The organism is Burkholderia sp. BCC0397, assembly GCF_902832865.1.
In the GTDB taxonomy this organism is placed as follows: Bacteria; Pseudomonadota; Gammaproteobacteria; order Burkholderiales; family Burkholderiaceae; genus Burkholderia.
Window position 1 is genome coordinate 704,240 of record NZ_CADFDL010000003.1, and the last position, 24,026, is coordinate 728,265.

A 24,026-nucleotide genomic window follows, 5' to 3' on the forward strand; every position below is an offset into this window, starting at 1 on the left:
AGCGTACGCATGGCGGCATTTCAGAATTCTTACGGAGTCCCCATGCTTTCAAGACGCTACCTCGCGATGTGGTGCGCCGTGCTGCTGCTCGTCGCAGCGGCCGCGCTCGCGTCGGTCCACATCCTTTCCTGGCTGTGGATCGCCATCCCCATCGCCCTCGTCGCGCTCGGCCTGTACGACCTGAACCAGGACCGCCACGCGATCCTGCGGAACTACCCGCTCTGGGGCCACTTCCGCTTCCTGTTCGAATTCATCCGACCTGAAATCCGCCAGTACTTCGTCGAGGACGACACCGACGAAAAACCGTTCTCGCGCGCGCAGCGCAGCCTCGTCTACCAGCGCGCGAAGAACGTCGCCGACAATCGTCCGTACGGCACCGAGCTGAACGTGAAGGCCGTCGCGCACGAATGGATCAGCCATTCGCTCGCGCCGACGAAGCTGCCGAACCACGATTTCCGCATCCGCGTCGGCGCGAATCGCGCGCAACCGTACGACATTTCGATCTTCAACATCTCGGCGATGAGCTTCGGCTCGCTGTCCGCGAACGCGATCCGCTCGCTGAACCTCGGCGCGAAGAAAGGCGGGTTCGCGCACGACACCGGCGAAGGCTCGCTGTCGAAGTACCACCGCGAGAACGGCGGCGACATCATCTGGGAAATCGCGTCCGGCTACTTCGGCTGCCGCAACGACGACGGCACGTTCAACCCCGACAAGTTCGCGAAACAGGCCGCCGATCCGCAGGTCAAGATGATCGAGGTGAAGCTGTCGCAGGGCGCGAAGCCCGGCCACGGCGGCGTGCTGCCGGCCGCGAAGATCACGCCGGAAATCGCCGAGACGCGCGGCGTGCCGATGGGCAAGGACTGCATCTCGCCCGCGACGCACTCGGAATTCTCGACGCCGCGCGGGCTGCTCGAATTCGTCGACCGGCTGCGCACGCTGTCCGGCGGCAAGCCGACCGGCTTCAAGCTGTGCATCGGCCATCCGTGGGAATTCTTCGGGATTGCGAAAGCGATGGTCGAGACGGGCATCGTGCCCGACTTCATCGTCGTCGACGGCGCGGAAGGTGGCACGGGCGCGGCGCCGCTCGAATTCACCGACCACGTCGGCGTGCCGCTGCAGGAAGGGCTGCTGCTCGTGCACAACACGCTCGTCGGGATCGGCGTGCGCGATCGCGTGAAGCTCGGCGCGAGCGGCAAGATCATCACCGCGTTCGACATCGCACGCACGCTCGCGATCGGCGCGGACTGGGTGAACTCGGCGCGCGGCTTCATGTTCGCGGTCGGCTGCATCCAGGCGCAGCACTGCCACACCGACCGCTGCCCGACCGGCGTCGCGACGCAGGACCCGGTGCGCCAGCGCGCACTCGTCGTGCCCGACAAGGCCGAGCGCGTATACAACTTCCACCGCAATACGCTGCATGCGCTGCAGGAACTCGTGCAGGCGGCCGGCCTCGCGCATCCGTCCGAGCTGCGCGCGCATCACATCGTGCAACGGGTCGCGCCGCACGAGGTGCGGCTGATGTCGCAACTGCTGAAGTACCTGAAACCCGGTGCGCTGCTCGACGGCCAGACCTGCGGCTTCTCGCTGTACGACAAGTGGTGGCCGATCGCGCGCAGCGATTCGTTCACGCTCGGCGAAGCCGTGTACGCGTCGATCGAGTAATTCGTACGGCCACGCCGCTGCTGCTGCGGCCGGCGCGGCAAAAAGAAAAGCGCCCCGCGGGGCGCTTTTCTTTCGTCTGCCGAATGCGTGAAGGCCGGCCCGCGGCTCAGTTCTGCGGCAGCGTATCGGCGAACGACTGTCGCTGCAGCAGCTTCACGAAGTACTTGTCGAGGTTCGGGTGGCGATCGCGCCAGTCGAGCTCGGGCATCCGGAAATCGAGGTAGCCGAGCGCGCAGCCGAGTGCGATGTCGGCGAGCGTGTAATGATTGCCGACGCACCACGTCTTGCCGCCGAGACCCTGCGACATCGCGACGAGCGCGTCGTCGATCTTGCGCTGCTGGCGTGCAATCCAGCTCGCGCTGCGCTGCGCTTCTTCCCGCATCGTGTGTTCGAGACGGATCGCGACGGCCGCGTCGAGCACGCCGTCGCCCAGTGCTTCCCAGCAGCGCACTTCGACGCGCTCGCGGCCCGACGGCGGAATCAGCTTGCCGACCGGCGACAGCGTATCGACGTATTCGCAGATCACGCGGGAATCGAACACCGCGGCACCATCCTCCATCACGAGGCACGGGACCTTGCCGAGCGGATTCGATGCATGAATATCCGTCTCCGGCGCCCACACGTTCTCGAGCTCCAGCTTGTAGTCGATCTTCTTTTCAGCAAGCACGATCCGCGCCTTTCGGACGTACGGGCTGCTGAGCGAACCGATTAATTTCATCATCTGCCTTTTTGAGGGAACCGCCGAGAGTATACGTTGTCGCCGATCATAACCGGCCCGCGCGGCCGGGCAGAAAATCGCCCGTCCGGCCTGTGGATGGTTTGCAACAGCCGCCGCGCGGGCCTTGGCCGGTGCGGCTTCCGGCCCCACTCTCACGCGCGGCGTCACGCGGCGCTACAATCGCACGAATGAACGCGCCCCTCGATACCGCCATCGCCGTCGACGTCTACCGCCAGCGCCGTGAACGCGTGCTTGCCGCACTGCGTGCCGCGGGCGGCGGCGTCGCCATCGTCCCCACCGCGCCGGAACTGCTGCGCAACCGCGATACGGCCTACCCGTACCGGTTCGACAGCTACTTCCATTACCTGACGGGCTTCACCGAGCCGGATGCCGTGCTCGTGCTGAACGCGGCCGCGCCGCACGGCGCGCCGGAATCGATCCTGTTCTGCCGCGGCAAGAACGTCGACCGCGAGATCTGGGAAGGCTTTCACTACGGGCCGGACGCCGCGCGCGACGCGTTCGGCTTCGACGCGGCATTCGCGGTCGACGTGATCGACACCGAAATGCCGCGCCTGCTCGCCGATGCGGGCACCGTGCACTACCGGTTCGGCGCATCGGCCGACTTCGAGCGCCAGCTCGCCGGCTGGCTCGACGCGGTGCGCGCGCAGGCCCGCACCGGCGTCGCCGCGCCGGATGCCATGCTCGACCTCACGCCGCTGCTCGACGACATGCGGCTCGTGAAGGACGAACACGAACTCGCGATCATGATGCGCGCCGCGCACATCTCCGCGCTCGCACACCGCCGTGCGATGCAGATGTGCCGCCCCGGCATCCGCGAATACGAGCTCGAGGCCGAGTTGCTGTACCTGTTCCGCAAGCACGGCGCGCAGGCGCCCGCGTACGGTTCGATCGTCGCGGCCGGCGCGAATGCGTGCGTGCTGCACTACCCGGCCGGCAACGCGGCCGCGCGGGACGGCGACCTGATCCTGATCGACGCCGCCTGCGAACTCGACGGCTATGCATCCGACATCACGCGCACGTTCCCGGCCAACGGCCGCTTCTCGCCTGCGCAGCGCACGCTGTACGACATCGTGCTCGCCGCGCAGCAGGCCGCGATCGACGCGACGCGCGCGGGCGTGCCGTTCGAGGCGCCGCACGACGCGGCCGTCCGCGTGCTCGCGCAGGGGCTGCTCGACACCGGCATCATCCCGAAGACGCGCTTCTCGAACGTCGACGACGTGATCGCCGAGCGCGCGTACACGCGCTTCTACATGCACCGCACGGGCCACTGGCTCGGGATGGACGTGCACGACTGCGGCGACTACCGCGAGCGGCTCGCCGAGCGCGACACCAACGGCGCGCTGCCGTGGCGCACGCTGAAGCCCGGCATGACGCTCACTGTCGAGCCCGGCCTGTATGTGCGCGCGGCCGACGACGTGCCGCCCGAGTACTGGAACATCGGCATCCGCATCGAGGACGACGCGATCGTGCGCGAGCACGGCTGCGAGCTGATCACGCGCGGCGTGCCGGTCGCGGCCGACGAGATCGAGGCGCTGATGCGCACGGACGCATGACCGGCCGCCGACCGTTACCTCCGTTTCACGAATCAAGATGACGACCGCTTCCTCCCCGGCCACGCCGGATTACGACCTCGCCATCGTCGGCGCGGGCCCCGTCGGGCTCGCGCTCGCCGGCTGGCTCGCGCGCCGCAGCGCGACGCAGCACGCGTCGATCGCGCTGATCGACGCACGCGAACCGGCCGCGAGCGCGAACGACCCGCGCGCGATCGCCGTGTCGCACGGCAGCCGCGTGCTGCTCGACACGCTCGCGTGGCCCGCCGACGCCACGCCGATCGAACATATCCACGTGTCGCAGCGCGGCCATTTCGGCCGCACGCTGATCGACCGCGACGAGCACGCTCTCGCCGCGCTCGGCTACGTGGTGCGCTACGGCTCGATCGTGCAGGCGCTCGCGAATGCGGTCCGCGGCACGCGCGTCGACTGGCTCACGTCGACCACCGCACGCGCGCCGCAGCAGGACGCCGACGGCGTCACGCTGACGCTCGACGGCCCGCAAGGCGAGCGCACGCTGCGTGCGCGCATCGTCATCAATGCCGAAGGCGGCCTGTTCCACGAACAGCAGGCCGATACGGCCAAGCATCGCCGCGACTACGGACAGACCGCGCTCGTCGGCACGGTCACGGTATCGGCGCCGCGCCCGAACGTCGCGTGGGAACGCTTCACGCACGAGGGCCCGCTCGCGCTGCTGCCGCTCGGCGGGCCGCGCCAGGCCGACTACTCGCTCGTCTGGTGCTGTACGCCCGACGAAGCGGCGCGACGTGCCGCACTGCCCGACGATGCGTTCCTGCGCGAGCTCGGCGGCGTGTTCGGCGAACGCATGGGCGAATTCGCCGCGATCGCCGGGCGCGCGTCGTTCCCGCTCGGCCTGAACGCCGCGCCGACGCTCGTCAGCGGCCGCGTCGCGATCGTCGGCAATGCCGCGCAAACGCTGCACCCGGTTGCGGGCCAGGGGCTCAACCTCGGGCTGCGCGATGCGCACACGCTCGTCGACACGCTGTCCGCACAAGGCTTCGAAGCGACCGCACTCGCGACCTTCAACGCGCGCCGCGCGCTCGACCGGCGCTTCACGATCGGCGCGACCGACACGCTGGCGCGCCTGTTTACGATCGACTCGGGCCCGCTTCCGCTGCTGCGCGGCGCCGCGCTCACCGCGCTCGAGTTCGTGCCGCCGCTCAAGAAGGCGATCGCGCGCCAGATGATGTTCGGCCAGCGCAACTGACGCGCGGCGCACCATACGGCGCCTCCGGGCAAACCCAGGCAAACCGGGTCAAATCGGCGGGGCATGGGAATACGGTAAAATGCCCGTTTTCCGTCTTCCCTTCCCCTGCCCGCGCCTGTCGCGGGCGGCGCCATTGCGATGCCCGTTATCGGCCCTCACGTATTGCGTAACAACCTGTTCGTCGCCCCGATGGCCGGGGTCACGGACCGTCCGTTCCGCCAGCTGTGCAAGCGGCTGGGGGCCGGTTACGCCGTGTCCGAGATGGTCGCGTCCAACGCGCAGTTGTGGAAGAGCGCGAAGACGATGCGGCGCGCGAACCACGAAGGCGAAGTTGAGCCGATCGCGGTGCAGATCGCCGGCGCCGATCCGGCGATGATGGCCGAAGCGGCCCGCTACAACGTCGACAACGGCGCGCAGATCATCGACATCAACATGGGCTGCCCGGCGAAGAAGGTCTGCAACGTCGCGGCCGGCTCCGCGCTGCTGCAAAACGAGCCGCTCGTGCAGCGGATCGTCGAGGCCGTCGTCGCGGCGGTCGGCACGGGGCCCGATGCGGTGCCCGTCACGCTGAAGATCCGCACCGGCTGGGACCGCGAGCACAAGAACGCGATCACGGTCGCGCGCCTGGCCGAAGCGGCCGGCATCTCGATGCTGACCGTGCACGGCCGCACGCGCGCCGACCTGTACCGCGGCGACGCCGAGTACGACACCATCGCGGCCGTGAAGGCGGCCGTGCGCATTCCGGTGGTGGCGAACGGCGACATCACGTCGCCGGCGAAAGCGAAGGCCGTGCTCGACGCAACCGGCGCCGACGCACTGATGATCGGTCGTGCCGCGCAAGGTCGGCCGTGGCTGTTCCGTGAAATCGATCATTTCCTGCAAACCGGCGAGCTGCTGCCCCCGCCGCGGATCGACGAGATCCAGCACGTGATGAACGAACACCTGGAAGACCACTACGCGTTCTACGGTGAATTCACGGGCGTGCGTACTGCGCGCAAGCACATCGGCTGGTACACTCGCGGCCTTTCCGGTGCCAACGGGTTCCGGCACAGGATGAACACGCTCGATTCCTCCCGCGAGCAACTCGCTGCCGTCAATGCATTCTTCGAGGCGCAAAAGGCGCTGTCGGACCACCTCGTCTACGTCGATGACGAAGAGGAAAACGGCCAGGGCGAGTCGGACGACCATAACCAGTTAGCAGCATGAGCAAGCACAACATCGAACAATGTGTCCGCGAGAGCCTGGACGTGTATTTCCGGGATCTAGACGGCTCCAATCCGCACGACGTCTATGAAATGGTGATGTCCTGCGTCGAAAAGCCGATGCTCGAGGTCGTGCTCGTACAGGCCGGCGGCAACCAGTCGCTCGCCGCGGAGTACCTCGGCATCAATCGCAATACGCTGCGCAAGAAGCTGCAGCAGCACGGCCTGCTGTAGGCAGCCGTCCCGTCCCCGTTTCCCTGGCTATTGGTGGTTCCATCATGATCAAGCAAGCGCTCATTTCCGTTTCCGACAAGACCGGCATCGTCGACTTCGCGAAGTCGCTGTCCGACCTCGGCGTCAAGCTGCTGTCGACGGGCGGCACCGCGAAACTCCTCGCCGACGCCGGCCTGCCCGTGACCGAAGTGGCCGATTACACGGGCTTCCCGGAAATGCTCGATGGGCGCGTGAAGACGCTGCACCCGAAGGTGCACGGCGGCATCCTCGCCCGCCGCGACCTGCCCGAGCACATGCAGGCGCTGGAACAGCACGGCATCCCGACGATCGACCTGCTGGTCGTGAACCTGTATCCGTTCGTCGCGACGATCGCGAAGGACGACTGCACGCTCGCCGACGCGATCGAGAACATCGACATCGGCGGCCCGACGATGCTGCGCTCGGCCGCGAAGAACCACCGCGACGTGACGGTCGTCGTCGATCCGGCCGACTACGCGGTCGTGCTCGACGAAATGAAGGCGAATGGCAACACGGTCGGCTACCCGACCAACTTCCGCCTCGCGACGAAGGTGTTCGCGCACACCGCGCAATACGACGGCGCGATCACGAACTACCTGACGAGCCTGACCGACGAGCTGCAGCACGCATCGCGCAGCGCGTACCCGGCCACGCTGAACCTGGCGTTCGACAAGGTGCAGGACCTTCGCTACGGCGAGAACCCGCACCAGAGCGCGGCGTTCTACCGCGACCTCGCGACGCCGGCCGGCGCGCTGGCGAACTACCGCCAGCTGCAAGGCAAGGAACTGTCGTACAACAACATCGCGGATTCGGACGCGGCGTGGGAATGCGTGAAGACGTTCGACGCGCCGGCCTGCGTGATCATCAAGCATGCGAACCCGTGCGGCGTCGCGGTCGGCAACGACTCGGCCGACGCGTACGCGAAGGCATTCCAGACCGACCCGACCTCCGCATTCGGCGGCATCATCGCGTTCAACCGCGAAGTCGACGAAGCGGCCGCGCAAGCCGTGGCGAAGCAGTTCGTCGAAGTGCTGATCGCCCCGTCGTTCTCCGACGCCGCGAAGCAGGTGTTCGCCGCGAAGCAGAACGTGCGTCTGCTGGAGATCGCGCTCGGCGACGGCCATAACGCATTCGATCTCAAGCGCGTAGGCGGCGGCCTGCTCGTGCAGTCGCTCGACGCGAAGAACGTGCAGCCGAGCGAGCTGCGCGTCGTCACGAAGCGCCAGCCGACCGCGAAGGAAATGGACGACCTGCTGTTCGCATGGCGCGTCGCGAAATACGTGAAGTCGAACGCGATCGTGTTCTGCGGCAACGGCATGACGCTCGGCGTCGGCGCCGGCCAGATGAGCCGCGTCGATTCCGCGCGCATCGCGAGCATCAAGGCGCAGAACGCGGGCCTGACGCTGGCCGGCTCGGCCGTCGCGTCGGACGCGTTCTTCCCGTTCCGCGACGGCCTCGACGTCGTCGTGGCGGCCGGCGCGACCTGCGTGATCCAGCCGGGCGGCTCGATGCGCGACGACGAAGTGATCGCGGCAGCCGACGAGCACGGCATCGCGATGATCCTGACGGGCGTGCGCCACTTCCGTCACTGATCGCCGCATGCGGCCCACGCGGCCGCTGCACGAGAACCCGGCGGCATCACCCCCGCCGGGTTTTTTATTGCGCGGCGCCTTCGCGCACGACCGGGCGACCGGCTTGCCGCACCATTCGTTGTAGTATCGCTGCATCACGCCATTCTCCTCACTCATGCGAATTCTCGGCATCGACCCCGGCCTGCGCGTCACCGGCTTCGGCGTCATCGACGTCAGCGGCCACCGGCTCGCCTATGTCACGAGCGGCGTGATCCGCACGCCGACGGCCGACCTGGCCACCCGGCTCGGCACGATCTTCCAGGGTGTGTCGACGATCGTGCGCGAACACGCGCCCGACCAGGCCGCGATCGAAAAGGTGTTCGTCAACGTGAACCCGCAGTCGACGCTGCTGCTCGGCCAGGCGCGCGGCGCCGCGATCTGCGGCCTCGTCGCGGGCGGGCTGCCGGTCGCCGAATACACGGCGCTGCAGCTCAAGCAGGCCGTGGTCGGCTACGGCCGCGCGACCAAGACGCAGATGCAGGACATGGTCACGCGGCTGCTCAACCTGTCCGGCCAGCCGGGCTCCGATGCGGCCGACGCGCTCGGCATGGCGATCTGCCACGCGCACGGTGGCAACACGCTCAGCACGCTGGGCGGCCTCGCGCCGGCGCTCGCGCAGAAAGGGCTGCGCGTGCGGCGCGGCAGGCTGGTCGGCTGACGCCGCCGCGCACCGCGGCCCGGCGCATCGGCTCGACTGCGTTGGCGCCTTGGCTGGCGTTGGCCACCTTGATCGTTTTACCCGCACCCGACACGCCGGCGACACGCGCTGCTTCGGCCTGACGGACGCACCCATCGGCATTACGCCGCGCGTGCGCTACACTCGCGCTTTCTTCCTCGCATCCCGTCCTCCATGATCGGTCGCATCGCCGGCATCCTGCTCGAAAAGAACCCGCCTCATCTGCTTGTCGACTGCAACGGCGTCGGCTACGAAATCGACGTGCCGATGAGCACCTTCTACAACCTGCCGCAAACGGGCGAACGCATCGTGCTGCTCACGCAGCAGATCGTCCGCGAGGACGCGCACCTGCTGTACGGCTTCCTGACGCCGCAGGAACGCACGACCTTCCGCGAGCTGCTGAAGATCACCGGCGTCGGCGCGCGCATGGCGCTCGCCGTGCTGTCCGGCATGAGCGTGCAGGAACTCGCGCAAGCCGTGACGATGCAGGACGCCGCCCGCCTCACGCGCCTGCCCGGCATCGGCAAGAAGACGGCCGAGCGCCTGCTGCTCGAACTGAAGGGCAAGCTCGGCGCCGACCTCGGTACGCTCGCCGGGGCCGCGTCGGCGTCCGACCACGCGACCGACATCCTCAACGCGCTGCTGGCGCTCGGCTACTCCGAGAAGGAAGGCCTTGCCGCGATCAAGAACGTGCCGGCCGGCACCGGCGTGTCCGAAGGCATCAAGCTCGCGCTGAAGGCGCTGTCGAAGGCGTAACGCGCGGTCGATCCGGCCGTCGAAGCCAGTGTCGCGCCGCCGCGCGGCACGCGCCAGTCGGCCGTTCGGCCAGGTGGTCCGGGCTTCGTCGCGCGGTACAATGGCCGCATGATTGAAACCGACAAACTCGCCACCGAGCAGCGGATCATCGCCGCCACGCCCACCTCGTCGCACGAGGAGGTGTTCGAACGTGCGTTGCGGCCGCGCCAGCTCGACGACTACGTCGGCCAGGAAAAGGTGCGCGGCCAGCTCGAGATCTTCATCGAAGCCGCGAAGCGCCGCGCTGAGCCGCTCGATCACGTGCTGCTGTTCGGGCCGCCGGGTCTCGGCAAGACGACGCTCGCGCACATCATCGCGCGCGAGATGGGCGTGAACCTGCGTCAGACGTCGGGCCCCGTGCTCGAGCGCGCCGGCGATCTCGCCGCGCTGCTGACGAACCTCGAAGCGAACGACGTGCTGTTCATCGACGAGATTCACCGGCTGTCGCCGGTCGTCGAGGAAATCCTGTATCCGGCGCTCGAGGATTACCAGATCGACATCATGATCGGCGAAGGCCCGGCCGCGCGCAGCGTGAAGCTCGACCTGCAGCCGTTCACGCTGGTCGGCGCGACCACCCGCGCGGGGATGCTGACCAACCCGCTGCGCGATCGCTTCGGGATCGTCGCGCGCCTCGAGTTCTACGACGCCGATCAACTGTCGCGCATCGTGCGGCGCTCGGCGTCGCTGCTGAACGCGCAGATCGATCCGAACGGCGCGCTGGAAATCGCGAAGCGCGCGCGCGGCACGCCGCGAATCGCGAACCGGCTGCTGCGCCGCGTGCGCGACTTCGCGGAAGTGAAGGCCGACGGCCAGATCACCGCGGCCGTCGCCGATGCCGCGCTCGCGATGCTCGACGTCGATCCGGTCGGCTTCGACCTGATGGACCGCAAGCTGCTCGAAGCGATCCTGTACAAGTTCGACGGCGGCCCGGTCGGCATCGACAACCTCGCGGCAGCGATCGGCGAGGAGCGCGACACGATCGAGGACGTGCTCGAACCGTACCTGATCCAGCAGGGCTTCCTGCAGCGCACGCCGCGCGGCCGCGTCGCGACGCTGCTCACGTATCGCCACTTCGGGCTTTCGGTGCCCGATGCGCGCCGCACCCCCGAGCGCGACGAGTGGGATACCCCCGACGGGAAGTAATCCGTCGCCCGAGCCGCACCTGCCATGACGACGCCGCCCAGCCGCCACCCCACCGCACCCGTGCCGAGCCCGCGCTGGGCCGAGCCGATCCGCAAGCGGCTCGTGGCCGGCATCACGCACCTGACGGCCGGCGGCGGCGGCCCGTCGATCGATCTCTCGTCACCGCCTGGAGACCCGGGGCTGTTCGGCCCCAACGCCGTCTGCTGGCGAGTGCATGCCGATTTCACGTCGATGATGACGGGCGGCATCGCCGCGCTGCTGCTGCAGGCGCTCCACCCGCTCGCGCTCGCGGGCGTCTGGGATCATTCGTCGTTCCGCACCGACATCTTCGGCCGCTTGCGGCGCACCGCCACGTTCATCACGGGTACGACGTTCGGCAGCCGCGCGGATGCGCTCGCGCTGATCGAGCGCGTGAAAACGATCCACGCACGCATCTCGGGCAGCGCGCCGGACGGCCGGTCGTACCGCGCCGACGATCCCGCGTTGCTGACCTGGGTGCATGTCGCGGAAGTGTCGAGCTTCCTCGCCGCGCATATGCGTTACGTGAATCCCGCGTTGTCGGGCGAGTTGCAGGACCGCTATTACGCGGAGACGGCGCTGATCGCCGAGCTGCTCGGCGCCCGAGAAATTCCGCGTTCGCGCGCCGAGGTGGCGGCCTATCTCGCGCGCATGCTGCCCGAACTCGAAGCCGGGCCGCGTACGTTCGACGTGATGTCCATCCTGCTGAACGTGCCGGTCGCGAAGCCCGCGCTGCGGCCTGCCGCGTCGCTGGTGATGCATGCCGGGATCGACCTGCTGCCGCCGTGGGCGCAGCGCATGCTCGGCGTGTCGACGTTCGCGCCGTTACGGCGCGCGCTGGTCCGGCCCGGCATACGCGCCATCGCGCCCGTGCTGCGCTGGGCGCTCGTGAACGGCGCGTCGAAGCGTGCGCGCCGCCGCGCGACGGCCCCCCCGTCCGACGGCACCCCGCCTGCCTGACGATCCGTTTCTTCGGATCATTTCAATTTGCTGTCAAATACCTGTGACAAGCTGACGGGCTTGCACCCGCGCACGGTCGCACGTCCTGCTCGTCACGCATGCCCGTGACCCGCGCGGTGTCCTGCCACCCGACCGACACCCGATGCCCGCGATGCCACGCCTGCCGATCCGTTTCGCCCTTGCCGCCAGCCTGTCCACCGTCTTCGCTCTCGCCGCGTGCGGAGGCGACGAGGTCGCCGCCGTCGCGCGCACGGACGCGCAACCGCCGTCCGGCGGCACGACGACGACGCCGGCTCCCACACCGCCCGCCACCACCACGCCGCAACCGGGCAAGTGGAAGGCCGCCCGCGCCGGCGACCTGATCGACGTGACGCTAGGCGATCTCCATCCGACGCAGGGTGCGATCGGCTACGACCAGATCTACTACAAGCTCGGCCGCTACGAACTGCAGCCCGACAAGAAGTTCGACGACTTCTGCGCGGACGAAGGCCTCGGCGGCGTCGCATCGAGCGGCTACACGGCCCAATCGTCGCTGCGCGAGCCGGCGAGCTACACGTGCGCGACGGCCGACACGAACGCCCGCGACCGCTCGGTGCTGAACCCCGTCGTGATCGGCCCGAACGGCGATGCGCTGTACCTGACCGACGGCCACCACGGGTTGTCGACCTATTACGAGACGCCCGACGGCGGCCCGGCGCTGCACGTGCACGTCGTCGTCAAGGACAACCTCAGCGGCTACTCGGGCGACGCGTTCTGGCAGCAGATGCAAGGCCGCGGTTATCTGCGCCTGAAGAACGGCGAAGGCAAGCCGATCACGACCGCGCAACTGCCGACCGGCCTCGGCTTGACGCTCGGGATGACGAACGACCGCTACCGCTCGCTCGTCTATTTCACGCGCGACATCGGCTACAGCAAACCCGCACAAGCGACCGACTACCTCGAGTTCTACTGGGCCGACTGGCTGCGCGTGCAGCCGGGCACGTTCGCGCTGGCCGGCTATGACCTGACGCGGCCCGGCACGACCGATCCCGATCCGGCGAAGGCCGACACGGGCTACCTGAATGCGGTCTGGAATGCGTCGACGCGGATGGTCGCGGCCACGGACCCCGTGATCGACGGCAAGACGGGCGCCGACCTCGGGCGCGCCGATGCGATCAACGGCGGGAAGAAATACAGCAAGGGGGAATTCGACAAGCTGCGCCAGCCGATCACGGCCGACAAGCCCGGCAAGATCGCGTACGCGCTCGACTACAAGACGCGCCACGGGCTGCCGCAGTAAGCGTCACACCGGAAGAAAGCGAACCCCGGGCTGGCCATGCCGGACGGGGTTGGCATGCTCAGAGCACCTTGCGGTACCCGTCGTCATCGTCGCTCGCGGCTTCGAGATGCGACACGTCGGCCCACTGCACGACCTGCGCGCGGCCATCCACGTAATCGACGACGTTGATGCTGGTGTTGAGCAGCTGATAGTTGCGCGGCGCCGACAGCTCGATCCCGTTCGCGAAGCGATACACGCAATCGAGCACGCCGCCGTGCGCGACGCACGCGATCCGGCCGCCCGGATGCGCGGCGACGATCGGTTCGAGCGCATGCAGCACGCGGTGATAAAACTCCCGCTGCGACTCGCCGCCCTCCGGCGCGAACCCCGGATCGCGCGTCTGCCACGCCGCATACGCGTCCGGAAACAGCGCCTCGATCTCGGTGCTGTCGTGCCCCTGGAACGCGCCGTACGAACGTTCGCGCAACCCTTCGCGCAGCAGCAGCGGCAGCCCGAGCGCATCGGCAAAGGGTTGTGCGGTCTGTTGCGCGCGCATCAGGTCGCTCGAATACACCGCGTCGAGCCGCGCGCCGTCGCGCACCTCTCGCTCGAGCCGCGCCGCCAGCCGCTGCGCCTGCGCGAGCCCCGTGTCGGCCAGCGGGATGTCGATATGCCCCTGGATGCGCTTGATGCGGTTCCAGGCCGTCTCGCCGTGGCGGATGAAAAGAATCTGCGTGGTGGCCATCGCGGCGCGTCTCCGGGGAAGAATCAGGGCCGCACTTGCAGCCAGAACGTCACGGGGCCGTCGTTGACGAGCGACACCTGCATGTCGGCGCCGAACTCGCCCGTCTCGACGATCGGGTGCCGCGCCCGCGCGGCCGCGACGAAATAGTCGAACAGCCGCGCGCCTTCGTCGGGCGGCGCGGCCGGCGTGAAGCTCGGACGCAGCCCGCTGTTGGTATCGGCCGCGAGGGTGAACTGCGACACGAGCAGCAGGCCGCCTGCACGGCCTTCGCCGTCGATGTTCGACACCGGCAGGTTCATCTTGCCGGCCGCGTCGCTGAACACGCGGTAGCCGAGCAGCTTCGCGAGCAGCTTGTCGGCCGCGGCCTCGGTATCGCCGCGCTCCGCGCAGACCAGCGCGAGCAGGCCCGCGCCGATCTCGCCCGTCGTCCGGCCGCCGACGCGCACGTCGGCGCGCGTCACGCGCTGGATCAGCGCGATCATGCAGTCAGCGTGACGCGCGCGAAGCGGCGCTTGCCGACCTGTACGACGAACTCGCCGGCCTCGACCTTCAGGCCCTTGTCGGACACGGTCGCGCCGTCGATCTTCACGCCGCCCTGCTCGATGTTGCGCAGCGCTTCGCTCGTCGACGGCACGAGGCCGGCCTGCTTCAGCAACTGACCGATCGCCAGCGGCGCGCCGGCCAGCGTGACCGACGGAATGTCGTCCGGCACGCCGCCCTTCGCGCGGTGGTTGAAGTCCTCGAGCGCACGCTCGGCGTCGGGCTGCGAGTGGAACCGCGCGACGATTTCCTGCGCGAGCAGCACCTTGAAGTCGCGCGGGTTGCGGCCGCCTTCGGCCTCGCGCTTGAAGCCGGCGATCTCGTCGAGGCCGCGGAACGACAGCAGCTCGAAGTAACGCCACATCAGCGTGTCCGAGATGCTCATAAGCTTGCCGAACATGTCGGTCGGCTTCTCGCTGATGCCGACGTAGTTGCCCTTCGACTTCGACATCTTCTCGACGCCGTCGAGGCCTTCGAGCAGCGGCATCGTCAGGATGCACTGCTGTTCCTGGCCGTACTGCTTCTGCAGTTCGCGGCCGACCAGCAGGTTGAACTTCTGGTCGGTGCCGCCGAGTTCGAGATCGGCGTTCAGCGCGACCGAATCGTAGCCCTGCATCAGCGGGTACAGGAATTCGTGGATCGAGATCGGCACGCCGCCCTGGAAGCGCTTCGTGAAATCCTCGCGCTCGAGGATCCGCGCGACCGTGTAGCGCGACGCGAGCTTGATCATCCCGTCCGCGCCGAGCGGCATCGACCATTCGCTGTTGTAGCGGATCTCGGTCTTGTCGCGATCGAGCACGAGTGCGGCCTGCTCGAAGTAGGTCTTCGCGTTCGATTCGATCTGCTCGCGCGTGAGCGGCGGACGCGTCGCGTTGCGGCCCGACGGGTCGCCGATCAGCGACGTGAAATCGCCGATCAGGAAGATCACCGTGTGGCCGAGGTCCTGCAACTGGCGCATCTTGTTCAGCACGACCGTATGGCCGATGTGGATGTCCGGTGCGGTCGGGTCGAGGCCGAGCTTGATGCGCAGCGGCGTGCCCGTGGCTGCGCTGCGCGCGAGCTTCTGCGCGAACTCTTCCTCGATCAGCAGCTCGTCGACGCCGCGCTTCGTGACGGCGAGCGCATGCCGGACTTCGTCGGTGATCGGGAAAACGGGCTTGGAACTGGGTTCGGTGCTCATCGGTGCCAGGAAGAATGTCGCAAAAACAGGGATTTTCCCATAACTTGCGCGCGCATCGCTTAACGACGCGTCACGTTGCGCGGATAATCGGGCGCAAGGCGCGCGGCACCGGCCCGCGCCGCACGATCCAGGAGAACCCAACGTGCCGCAACGACAGCCGCAGCATGCCCATCCGGCAGACGGCATCTACTTCGGGCTGATGTCGGGAACCAGCATGGACGGCGTCGACGGCGTCGCCGTGCGTTTCGAGGCCGGCCGCGCGCCGGCCGTGCTCGCGGAAGCGTTCGTCGGCTTCGCACAATCGCTGCGCGACGCGCTGTTCGCGCTGCAGCAGCCCGGCGACAACGAGATCGACCGCGAATCGCTCGCAGCGAATGCGCTCGTCACGCGCTATGCGGTGTGCTGCCATGAATTGCAGCGCACGGCCGGGCTGTCGCGCGACGAGATCCGCGCGATCGGGGTGCACGGCCAGACGGTGCGCCATCGGCCCGAGCGCGGCTATACGCGCCAGCTCAACAATCCGGCGCTGCTCGCCGAATTGACCCAGGTCGACGTGATCGCCGATTTCCGCAGCCGCGATGTGGCCGCCGGCGGCCACGGCGCGCCGCTCGCGCCAGCCTTCCATGCGACGGTGTTCGGCGCGCCGGGCGAAACGCGCGTCGTCTGCAATCTCGGCGGGATCAGCAACATCACGATCCTGCCCGATGCGGGCGGCGACGTGCGCGGCTTCGACTGCGGCCCCGCGAATGCACTGATCGACGCGTGGGCGACCCGCCATCTGGGCAAGCCGTACGACGACGGCGGCAAGTTCGCCGCACGCGGCAGCGTCCACGCGCCGCTGCTCGACGCGCTGCTCGACGAACCGTATTTCACCGCGCCGCCGCCGAAAAGCACCGGACGCGACCTGTTCAATCCCGCATGGCTCGATGCGAAGCTCGCCGCGTTCCCGCAGGTTGCGCCGGAGGACGTGCAGGCGACGCTCACCGCGCTCACCGCCGTGTCGGTGGCGCGCGAAATCGCGCAGCACGCACCCGGCTGCAAGGCCGTCTTCGTATGCGGCGGCGGCGCACGCAATCCGGTGCTGCTCGACGCGCTCCGGCACGCGCTGCGCGAGGCCGGCGTGCCGGCCACCGTCGATACGACGGCCGCGCTCGGCGTGCCGCCGCAGCAGGTCGAAGCGCTCGCGTTCGCGTGGCTCGCGTACCGCTTCACCGCGCGCCAGCCCGGCAATCTCGCGAGCGTGACGGGTGCCGCCGGCGAGCGCGTGCTCGGTGCGCTCTATCCGCGCTGAGGCGATACCCGCCGCGCGGCGGGCGCTGCAAGGCGAGCGCGCATGAAAAACGGGGCATGAAGCCCCGTTTTTTTATTCCGGCGAGCCGGCGCGGATCTGGCGTGCGCTCAGACCGAGAACGACGAACCACACCCGCAGGTGGTGGTCGCGTTCGGGTTCTTGATCACGAACTGGGCGCCGTTGAGGTCGTCCTTGTAGTCGATCTCGGCGCCGACCAGGTACTGGTAGCTCATCGAGTCGATCAGGAGCTGGACGCCGTTCTTGTTCATCACGGTGTCGTCCTCGTTGACTTCCTCGTCGAACGTGAAGCCATACTGGAAGCCGGAGCAGCCGCCACCCTGCACGAACACGCGCAGCTTCAGGTCGGGATTGCCCTCTTCGTCGATCAATTGCTTGACCTTGTCGGCCGCGGCGTCGGTGAAGACGAACGGCAGCGGCATATCGGTCGTCGTTGCTGCGGATTCGGTAACAGCGTTCATTCGAACTCTCCAAAAAGCTTTAGCCGCTATTGTAGGGCCGATCAGAAGATCGTGCTGATGTCCATGAAATCAATAGGTTCTTGTCGATTTCATCAAGGGCGCCCGCGCGGGCGGGCGCCGCAGCGGCCCGGAAGCGGCCATAAAAAAACCGCCAGCATGAAAGCTGGCGGTTTTTTCGGCGGACGCCGCCCGAAAGCGGCGAGGCCATGAAGCGAAATTAACGCTTCGAGAACTGCTTTGCGCGGCGTGCCTTGCGCAGACCGACCTTCTTACGCTCGACTTCACGCGCATCGCGCGTGACGAAGCCTGCGGTCGACAGCGACGGCTTCAGCGTCGCATCGTAGTCGATCAGTGCACGGGTGATGCCGTGGCGCACTGCGCCTGCCTGACCCGTTTCGCCGCCGCCGTTGACGTTCACCTTGATGTCGAACGTCTGGCCGTGGTTCGTGAGTTCCAGCGGTTGACGCACGATCATCAGCGACGTTTCGCGCGAGAAGTAGTCAGCGATGGGCTTGCCGTTGACGATGATGTCGCCCTTGCCAGCCTTGATGAAGACACGTGCGACTGCGCTCTTGCGGCGGCCCGTACCGTAGTTCCAGTTACCGATCATGTGGGTCCCCTTAGATCTCGAGCGCCTTCGGCTGTTGAGCCGAATGCGGATGCGTCGCTTCTGCGTAGACCTTCAGCTTCTTGATCATCGCGTAGCCGAGCGGGCCCTTCGGCAGCATGCCCTTGACCGCCTTCTCGAGCGCGCGGCCCGGGAAGCGTTCCTGCATCTTGCCGAACGTCGTTTCATAGATACCGCCCGGGTAGCCCGAGTGACGGTAGTACTTCTTGTCCAGCGTCTTGTTGCCCGTGACCTTCAACTTGCTCGCGTTGACGATGATGATGAAATCACCGGTGTCGACGTGCGGGGTGAACTCAGGCTTGTGCTTGCCGCGCAGACGGCGTGCCACTTCGCTGGCAACACGGCCGAGAACCTTATCCGTCGCGTCAATCACGTACCATTCGCGCGTCACCTCATGGGCTTTTGCGGAAAACGTCTTCATGATCGATCCAAAAAAAATGCTTTGCCCGATGTGTTCGTCCTGCTTGTCTGTGTGCGCTTCGAGGCGCGGTGCAGGCTCTCCCTGTTCTTTTTCCGTGGGCATGAATGCGGAAAAGCCCTGAATTATAAAGGAAATACGGTTGCGTGGTCAAAGAGAATCCACGCCCCGTGTTCGCGGCGGCCGAAATGGGCCAAAATCCGGTCGTGCCCCACCAGCCAGGCGAACCGAGCGCCTGGGGAGGCACCCATCGACGCGCGGCACATGACCTTGCCGCGCCCGACCGGCCGAACCCGAAAAACAACAAACTAGCATGATGAAACAACGACTTACGCCCTTCCTCGCGGCCGCGCTGCTGGCCGCCGCGGCGCCCGCCGTCGCCGCCCGCTCCGGCTGCGAAGCCAAGCTCGACGCACTCGACGCGCGCATCGCCGAAGCCCGGACCGCCCGTGCCGAAGACCGCATCGCGCGCCTGCGCGCGGTGCGCGAACGCGTCCGCCACTTCTGCGCGCGCGGCCACGGCCACGCGTCGGCCGCCTACGCGCCGACGCCCGATGCCGGCTCGCGCGGCACGCCGCCCGACGCGACCTCGCAGCCGGCAGCGCGACAGCCCGCGTGACTGCCGGCGCGCGCAAGCCGCGCGCCGATGTTTGCATGGGACGAAAAAAAGCCCGAACGGCTGGTTCGGGCTTAATCCACCTTAGGAGGAGGGTGGAGGAGACATTCGGAGGTTGCCGCAGCGCGACAACCAATGAGGCTCATTATACGAATGCCCTGCGGACTTCACAAGAAAATTTGCATTGCGAAATCAAATCCCACGATATGAGATTGCAGCCGGCAAACTTCCGAGAATCACTTTCCTTTTAAAATCAATTACATAATCGTATCGGACACGACCTAAAACCGCCCTCGCCTAGAGCAAAACCCCTAAATTCAACCGGGAAATCGCCGCTCGCCGCCCTGCTCGCGCGGCGCCGGCGTTGCCCGTCGTGCAGCGCATCAGCCGACCGTTGCGCTGCGGGCTACAATGCCGGATCGAATCCGAATCAGGCAACGCTGGAGTGCAAGCATGGAATGCAAAGTAAGCTGGATGGGTCAGGACGGCATGGCGTTTTCCGCCGAGACCGGCAGCGGGCATCTCGTCACGATGGACGGCGCGCCCGAAGGCGGCGGCCACAATCTCGCGCCGCGTCCGATGGAAATGGTGCTGCTCGGCACCGGCGGCTGCACGGCCTATGACGTCGTGCTGATCCTGAAGAAGAGCCGCCAGGAAGTGAGCGGCTGCTCGGTCACGCTGAAGGCCGAGCGCGCGAGCGAAGATCCGAAGGTGTTCACGAAGGTGCACTTCCACTTCACGGTCACCGGCCGCAACCTGAACCCGGCCACGGTCGAGCGCGCGATCAACCTGTCGCACGACAAGTATTGCTCCGCGTCGATCATGATCGCGAAGACGGCCGAACTCACGCATTCGTTCGACATCGTCGCCGCCTGAACGCACGACGCACACATGAAAAAAGGGCCGGCGCTCCGAAGGGAGACGCCGGCCCTTTCGCATTCGAACGGCAAAGCAGGCCGATAAGCCGGATTCTGTGCACGCTGCGCGCCGAAGCGCACAACGCGTGGCAGCCATTCCTCTAGGCGCGCCATTGCTGACGCGCTCAAGCTTCCTACCCGCAGACGAGACGGGGGCCCCGTCCTGCATCCGAAAATGCGCGCCTGCCTACTTGGAATTGCTCCGGGTGGAGGTTACCGTGCCGGCGAACGTCGCCGTCGCCGCGGTGCGCTCTTACCGCACCGTTTCACCCTTACCTGATCCCGGCTTGCGCCGGGCCATCGGCGGTTTGCTTTCTGTTGCCCTGTTCCGCGTGTCGCCACGGATGGCCGTTAGCCATCACCCTGCCCTGTGGAGTCCGGACTTTCCTCGCCCCCGCGCGCCCGAAGGCGGCGAGGCCGCGACTGCCTGGCCTGCTTTGCGACGCGCATTCTAGCACTGCGCGCCGCCGTCGGCAGCGCGCGAGCGGCGGCCGCTGCGAAACACGGCCGGATCGTCGTAGAACGCGGCGTCGGCGTTCGCCGCGCACCAGCCCGGCACGCCGAGTACCGGCAGCGGCGCGAAATCGCGGCTCGTCAGCGCGCGCGTCGCGAGTTCGGCGGCGATGCGCGCGTCGACATGCGCGCGCCGTTGCGCGTCGGGCCATGAAAAATAGTCGGCGCTCACGTCGACGATCCACGCGTGCGCGGTGCAGGACTTGTAGGGTGCGACGAGCTGTTCGAGCAGTGCATGGCCGACGAGCCGCGCTTCGCAGCGCGTGCCCCACGCCTCGCGCGCGGCCACCAGCAGCCGCGGCCAGTCGAAACCGCGCAGCGCGTCGGCGAGCGCGCGGTCGGCGGTGACGAACAGCGCGGCGTTCTCGTCGAACAGCGTCAGCGCATCGCGCAACGCGCCGCGCACGGGGCCGACGCCGCCCGCCGCGTCGATCGCGGCGGCCTGGCGCGCGTTCAGCGCGGCCTTGGTGCGCGGGTACGCGAACCAGACGAGCGCATTGAAGAAGTCGTGAAGCGTGTGGCGGGTCGGCACGCGGCCGGTGTCCGCAATATGGGTCTCGTACGCGACGCCGGGCGGCAGTTCGGCCTGCGGCACGAAGCGCAGCGGCCAGCCGCGACCGGTGACGCGATCGCCGCCGCGCAACGCGCCGTTCAACGCATCGAGCAGCGCGGCCTCGCCCGCGCGGGCGGCCGCCTGCCACGCGCGGCCCGGCTCCGCATGATGCGCGAGCCACGGCGCGGACCAGTCGATCCGCGCGAACTCCGCCGCCGCACGACCGGCCGCAGGGCCGGGTTCGCGCGGCGGCGCGCCGGTCACGCGAGTTTCCAGCCGATCATCTCGCCGCCGCGCAGCGGCACGACCGGCGTATCGCCCGCGAAGATCTCGCGCGGCAGCTCCCACGCCTCGCGGCGCAGCGTGACCGTCTCGGCGCTGCGCGGCAGCCCGTAGAAATCCGCGCCGAAGAAGCTCGCGAACCCCTCCAGCTTGTCGAGCGCGCCGGCCGTGTCGAATGCTTCCGCGTACAGTTCGAGCGCGTGCAGCGCCGTGTAGCAGCCCGCGCAGCCGCACGCGGTTTCCTTCGCGTCGCGCGCATGCGGCGCGCTGTCGGTGCCGAGGAAGAAGCGCGGGTTGCCCGACGTCGCGGCCTCGACCAGCGCCACGCGATGCGTCTCGCGCTTCAGCACCGGCAGGCAGTAGTAATGCGGGCGAATCCCGCCGACGAACAGCGCGTTGCGGTTGTACAGCAGGTGATGCGCGGTGATCGTCGCGCCGAGCAGGCCGGGCGCAGCGTCCGCATCGCGCACGTAGTCGGCCGCGTCCTTCGTCGTGATGTGCTCGAACACGACCTTCAGGCCCGGGAAGTCGCGGCGCAGCGGCGTCATCACGCGGTCGATGAACACCTTCTCGCGGTCGAACAGGTCGATCGACGCGTCGGTCACCTCGCCGTGCACGAGCAGCGGCATGCCGGTTTCCTGCATCGCCTCGAGCGTCTTCGCGCATTTCGCGAGATCGGTGACGCCATGGTCGGAATTCGTCGTCGCGCCGGCCGGGTACAGCTTCACGCCGTGCACGAAGCCGCTTTCGCGCGCGCGGCGGATTTCGTCGGGCGGCGTGTTGTCGGTCAGGTACAGCGTCATCAGCGGTTCGAACGTCATCCCGGCCGGCAGCGCGGCGAGGATGCGCTCGCGATAGGCCTGCGCCTGCGCGGTGGTCGTGACCGGCGGCTTCAGGTTCGGCATGACGATGGCGCGGCCGAACTGGCGGGCGGTGTGCGGCAGCACGGCGGCGAGCATGTCGCCGTCGCGCAGGTGCAGGTGCCAGTCGTCGGGACGGGCGAGCGAAAGCGTCGCCGGGGAAGAAGCGTTCGAGGCAGTCATAGGAGGCGTCGTGAGGAACGGGCTTGCCATCGGCGGGGCCGGAACGCGCGTGCGCGGGCCGACTGACGGCAAACCGCAACACGGGGCCTTTGGCCAGCGGAATCCGCTTTTTACCGCTCAGGGCTCGGTGATATGCTAGAAGTCGCATTGTACCGGGGTTCGCCCGGTTCGTTACCCCCTGCTTCGGCCTGCCGCCCCACGTAAAATGTGCCAACTCCTTGGAATGAACTGCGCCGCGCCGACGGACGTCACATTCTCCTTCACAGGTTTCGCGGCCCGGGGCGGGCTCACCGATCACCATGCCGACGGCTGGGGCATCGCGTTCTTCGAAGACAAGGCCTGTCGCCTCTTCATCGATCACCAGGCATCGGCCACGTCGCCGATCGCCGAAATGGTGAAGCGCTACCCGATCAAGTCCAAGAACACGATCGCGCACATCCGCAAGGCGACGCAAGGGCACATCCTGCTCGAGAACAGCCATCCGTTCATGCGCGAGCTGTGGGGCCGGCACTGGATCTTCGCGCATAACGGCGACCTGCAGGACTACGCGCCGGACATGGACGGCAGCGTCTACCATCCGGTCGGTACGACCGACAGCGAACAAGCGTTCTGCGTGCTGATGCAGGGGCTGCGCGAGGCCTTTCCCGGCGCGCAGCCGCCGCTGCCCGAGCTGTTCGAGCGGGTCGGCGAACTGACGCGCGGCATCACCGATCACGGCGTGTTCAATTTCCTGATGTCGAACGGCCAGGCGCTCTTCGCGCACTGCTCGACGCGGCTGCACTACCTCGTGCGGCGCTGGCCGTTCTCGACCGCGCATCTCGTCGACGAAGACCTGTCGATCGACTTCGCGAAATACACGACGCCCGAGGATCGCGTCGCGGTGATCGCGACGCAGCCGCTCACCGACAACGAAGTCTGGACCGCATTCGAGCCCGGCGAGCTGATCATGTTCCAGTGCGGCGACGTCGCCGCGCGGATGCAGATTCCGGTGCCCGAACGCGTGCTCGAGAAGCTGCGCAACCCGTCGCTCGACGCGTCGGCGTCCGCGCCGCGCACGGAGGTTCGCGAAGCGCTCGCCACCGCGGCCGACGGCGATTCCGACGACGCGATCGATTTCTGAAGCCCCGCGCGGCATCGGCCGCGCCCGCTTCCTGCTCACTGGCTGCCTGCTGCGCGAACTTCATACGACGCGTCCGACGACGCCCGTCATCGGCGCACATCGCCCCGCTCCGGCCAATACGGTTTCATTTTGACCACCACCCGGCGCAACCGATCGACGTCACTCGACATTCGCTTGATTTTATTTATTTACGAGCGAAAATAAATAAAAGGCGAGACGCAAGAAACAACCATCAATTAAAACGGAAATCCCGGAACCGCATTTTAGCGCGCCTCATCCGCCGGAACCGTGCGCTATCCCACCTACTCCGGCAGCCCCTCCGGATTTTCACGAAATCCCCCCAGACCCGCCACCACCATGGCTTTCGGTTCGATTAACCACACAAATCAAAAATACCACGCATTACGGTTCGCATCATTACAGTTTCCCGTTTCTCGATAATCGACGGCCACCCGAATCAGTAAACTCCGCCCATCCTCGGTGTAACGAAACACGATTGGCGCGACACGCAGCCATAGCCGCCGCACGCCCCTTCGGATCATTTCCCCACCGCGGAATGCGAATTCGCCGAATGGCGGCGAATGCCA

24 protein-coding genes and 1 other RNA gene are annotated in these 24,026 nt (G+C 67.4%); 15 read left to right on the forward strand and 10 right to left on the reverse strand.

Features of this window, described 5'->3' with window-relative positions; all coding sequences use genetic code 11:
- Positions 1-42: 42 nt before the first annotated feature.
- Positions 43-1,662, forward strand: a complete 1,620-nt coding sequence (locus HWX03_RS13330; RefSeq protein ID WP_174429897.1) for an FMN-binding glutamate synthase family protein — start codon at positions 43-45, stop codon at positions 1,660-1,662.
- A gap of 106 nt (positions 1,663-1,768) precedes the next feature.
- On the opposite strand, the gene HWX03_RS13335 is transcribed toward HWX03_RS13330, so the two are convergent.
- Positions 1,769-2,383 carry a glutathione S-transferase C-terminal domain-containing protein gene (locus HWX03_RS13335; RefSeq protein WP_174429898.1) on the reverse strand — a complete coding sequence of 205 codons (615 nt, stop codon included), beginning with the start codon at positions 2,381-2,383 and terminating at the stop codon, positions 1,769-1,771.
- Between the two features lie 185 nt (positions 2,384-2,568).
- Here HWX03_RS13335 and HWX03_RS13340 point away from each other — a divergent pair, with 185 nt between their 5' ends.
- The 10 genes from HWX03_RS13340 to HWX03_RS13385 all read left to right on the forward strand — a co-directional run bounded on the left by HWX03_RS13340 (position 2,569) and on the right by HWX03_RS13385 (position 13,135).
- Positions 2,569-3,954, forward strand: a complete 1,386-nt coding sequence (locus HWX03_RS13340) for an aminopeptidase P N-terminal domain-containing protein (RefSeq protein WP_175871536.1) — start codon at positions 2,569-2,571, stop codon at positions 3,952-3,954.
- Positions 3,955-3,991: 37 nt separating this feature from the next.
- A complete protein-coding gene (locus HWX03_RS13345; protein ID WP_175871537.1) occupies positions 3,992-5,179 on the forward strand; it encodes a UbiH/UbiF/VisC/COQ6 family ubiquinone biosynthesis hydroxylase in 1,188 nt (395 codons plus the stop codon).
- A gap of 138 nt (positions 5,180-5,317) precedes the next feature.
- Positions 5,318-6,385 (forward strand): tRNA dihydrouridine synthase DusB, encoded by a 1,068-nt coding sequence (gene dusB / locus HWX03_RS13350; RefSeq protein ID WP_174386055.1) that lies wholly within the window; start codon positions 5,318-5,320, stop codon positions 6,383-6,385.
- Positions 6,382-6,615 (forward strand): Fis family transcriptional regulator, encoded by a 234-nt coding sequence (locus HWX03_RS13355; protein ID WP_006476892.1) that lies wholly within the window; start codon positions 6,382-6,384, stop codon positions 6,613-6,615. Before dusB ends, HWX03_RS13355 begins: the two co-directional genes overlap by 4 nt.
- Before the next feature lie 44 nt (positions 6,616-6,659).
- Positions 6,660-8,225, forward strand: a complete 1,566-nt coding sequence (purH, locus tag HWX03_RS13360) for a bifunctional phosphoribosylaminoimidazolecarboxamide formyltransferase/IMP cyclohydrolase (protein ID WP_175871538.1) — start codon at positions 6,660-6,662, stop codon at positions 8,223-8,225.
- 154 nt (positions 8,226-8,379) lie between these two features.
- Positions 8,380-8,922: a crossover junction endodeoxyribonuclease RuvC gene (gene ruvC / locus HWX03_RS13365; RefSeq protein WP_027813218.1), complete on the forward strand. Its 543-nt coding sequence runs from the start codon at positions 8,380-8,382 to the stop codon at positions 8,920-8,922.
- Between the two features lie 192 nt (positions 8,923-9,114).
- Positions 9,115-9,696, forward strand: coding sequence for a Holliday junction branch migration protein RuvA (gene ruvA / locus HWX03_RS13370; RefSeq protein ID WP_175871539.1), 582 nt, complete (start codon positions 9,115-9,117; stop codon positions 9,694-9,696).
- A 108-nt stretch (positions 9,697-9,804) separates the two neighbouring features.
- Positions 9,805-10,878 carry a Holliday junction branch migration DNA helicase RuvB gene (ruvB, locus tag HWX03_RS13375; RefSeq protein WP_174429902.1) on the forward strand — a complete coding sequence of 358 codons (1,074 nt, stop codon included), beginning with the start codon at positions 9,805-9,807 and terminating at the stop codon, positions 10,876-10,878.
- A 24-nt stretch (positions 10,879-10,902) separates the two neighbouring features.
- Positions 10,903-11,856, forward strand: a complete 954-nt coding sequence (locus HWX03_RS13380) for an oxygenase MpaB family protein (RefSeq protein ID WP_175871540.1) — start codon at positions 10,903-10,905, stop codon at positions 11,854-11,856.
- A 151-nt stretch (positions 11,857-12,007) separates the two neighbouring features.
- A complete protein-coding gene (locus HWX03_RS13385; protein ID WP_175871624.1) occupies positions 12,008-13,135 on the forward strand; it encodes a ParB/Srx family N-terminal domain-containing protein in 1,128 nt (375 codons plus the stop codon).
- 58 nt (positions 13,136-13,193) lie between these two features.
- On the opposite strand, the gene HWX03_RS13390 is transcribed toward HWX03_RS13385, so the two are convergent.
- From HWX03_RS13390 to tyrS, 3 genes are read right to left on the reverse strand one after another with little or no spacing between them, the layout of a single operon-like run.
- Positions 13,194-13,859, reverse strand: a complete 666-nt coding sequence (locus tag HWX03_RS13390) for a histidine phosphatase family protein (protein WP_175871541.1) — start codon at positions 13,857-13,859, stop codon at positions 13,194-13,196.
- Positions 13,860-13,882: 23 nt separating this feature from the next.
- The gene (gene dtd / locus HWX03_RS13395; protein WP_011544595.1) at positions 13,883-14,341 is read right to left on the reverse strand and encodes a D-aminoacyl-tRNA deacylase; all 459 of its coding nucleotides are present in this window, start codon (positions 14,339-14,341) and stop codon (positions 13,883-13,885) included.
- Complete coding sequence (gene tyrS, locus HWX03_RS13400; protein WP_175871542.1) at positions 14,338-15,579, reverse strand: tyrosine--tRNA ligase; 1,242 nt, start codon at positions 15,577-15,579, stop codon at positions 14,338-14,340. Before tyrS ends, dtd begins: the two co-directional genes overlap by 4 nt.
- Before the next feature lie 142 nt (positions 15,580-15,721).
- Between tyrS and HWX03_RS13405 the strand changes: the two genes are divergently transcribed.
- Positions 15,722-16,870 carry an anhydro-N-acetylmuramic acid kinase gene (locus HWX03_RS13405; protein ID WP_175871543.1) on the forward strand — a complete coding sequence of 383 codons (1,149 nt, stop codon included), beginning with the start codon at positions 15,722-15,724 and terminating at the stop codon, positions 16,868-16,870.
- Positions 16,871-16,977: 107 nt separating this feature from the next.
- Here HWX03_RS13405 and erpA read toward each other — a convergent pair whose 3' ends face one another.
- From erpA to rplM, 3 genes are all read right to left on the reverse strand, one after another.
- Positions 16,978-17,349 carry an iron-sulfur cluster insertion protein ErpA gene (gene erpA, locus HWX03_RS13410; protein ID WP_006759918.1) on the reverse strand — a complete coding sequence of 124 codons (372 nt, stop codon included), beginning with the start codon at positions 17,347-17,349 and terminating at the stop codon, positions 16,978-16,980.
- Between the two features lie 217 nt (positions 17,350-17,566).
- Positions 17,567-17,959, reverse strand: coding sequence for a 30S ribosomal protein S9 (gene rpsI / locus HWX03_RS13415; RefSeq protein ID WP_174386066.1), 393 nt, complete (start codon positions 17,957-17,959; stop codon positions 17,567-17,569).
- A gap of 10 nt (positions 17,960-17,969) precedes the next feature.
- Complete coding sequence (gene rplM / locus HWX03_RS13420) at positions 17,970-18,398, reverse strand: 50S ribosomal protein L13 (protein WP_041490553.1); 429 nt, start codon at positions 18,396-18,398, stop codon at positions 17,970-17,972.
- A gap of 310 nt (positions 18,399-18,708) precedes the next feature.
- Here rplM and HWX03_RS13425 point away from each other — a divergent pair, with 310 nt between their 5' ends.
- Positions 18,709-19,014 carry a DUF1090 family protein gene (locus HWX03_RS13425; RefSeq protein WP_175871544.1) on the forward strand — a complete coding sequence of 102 codons (306 nt, stop codon included), beginning with the start codon at positions 18,709-18,711 and terminating at the stop codon, positions 19,012-19,014.
- A gap of 408 nt (positions 19,015-19,422) precedes the next feature.
- On the forward strand, positions 19,423-19,887 hold the full coding sequence (locus HWX03_RS13430; protein ID WP_074801272.1) for an OsmC family protein: 465 nt from the start codon (positions 19,423-19,425) through the stop codon (positions 19,885-19,887).
- Positions 19,888-19,955: 68 nt separating this feature from the next.
- Here HWX03_RS13430 and rnpB read toward each other — a convergent pair.
- The 3 genes from rnpB to pyrC form a co-directional block, all read right to left on the reverse strand.
- Positions 19,956-20,367: RNase P RNA component class A (rnpB, locus tag HWX03_RS13435), an RNA gene on the reverse strand.
- A gap of 12 nt (positions 20,368-20,379) precedes the next feature.
- Positions 20,380-21,258 (reverse strand): DUF3025 domain-containing protein, encoded by an 879-nt coding sequence (locus HWX03_RS13440; RefSeq protein WP_175871545.1) that lies wholly within the window; start codon positions 21,256-21,258, stop codon positions 20,380-20,382.
- Positions 21,255-22,319 carry a dihydroorotase gene (gene pyrC, locus HWX03_RS13445; protein WP_175871546.1) on the reverse strand — a complete coding sequence of 355 codons (1,065 nt, stop codon included), beginning with the start codon at positions 22,317-22,319 and terminating at the stop codon, positions 21,255-21,257. The genes HWX03_RS13440 and pyrC overlap by 4 nt, the downstream gene beginning before the upstream one ends.
- A gap of 205 nt (positions 22,320-22,524) precedes the next feature.
- Between pyrC and HWX03_RS13450 the strand changes: the two genes are divergently transcribed.
- Entirely contained in the window at positions 22,525-23,439 is a 915-nt protein-coding gene (locus HWX03_RS13450) for a class II glutamine amidotransferase (RefSeq protein WP_174386069.1), read from the forward strand.
- The last annotated feature ends 587 nt before the right edge of the window (positions 23,440-24,026 follow it).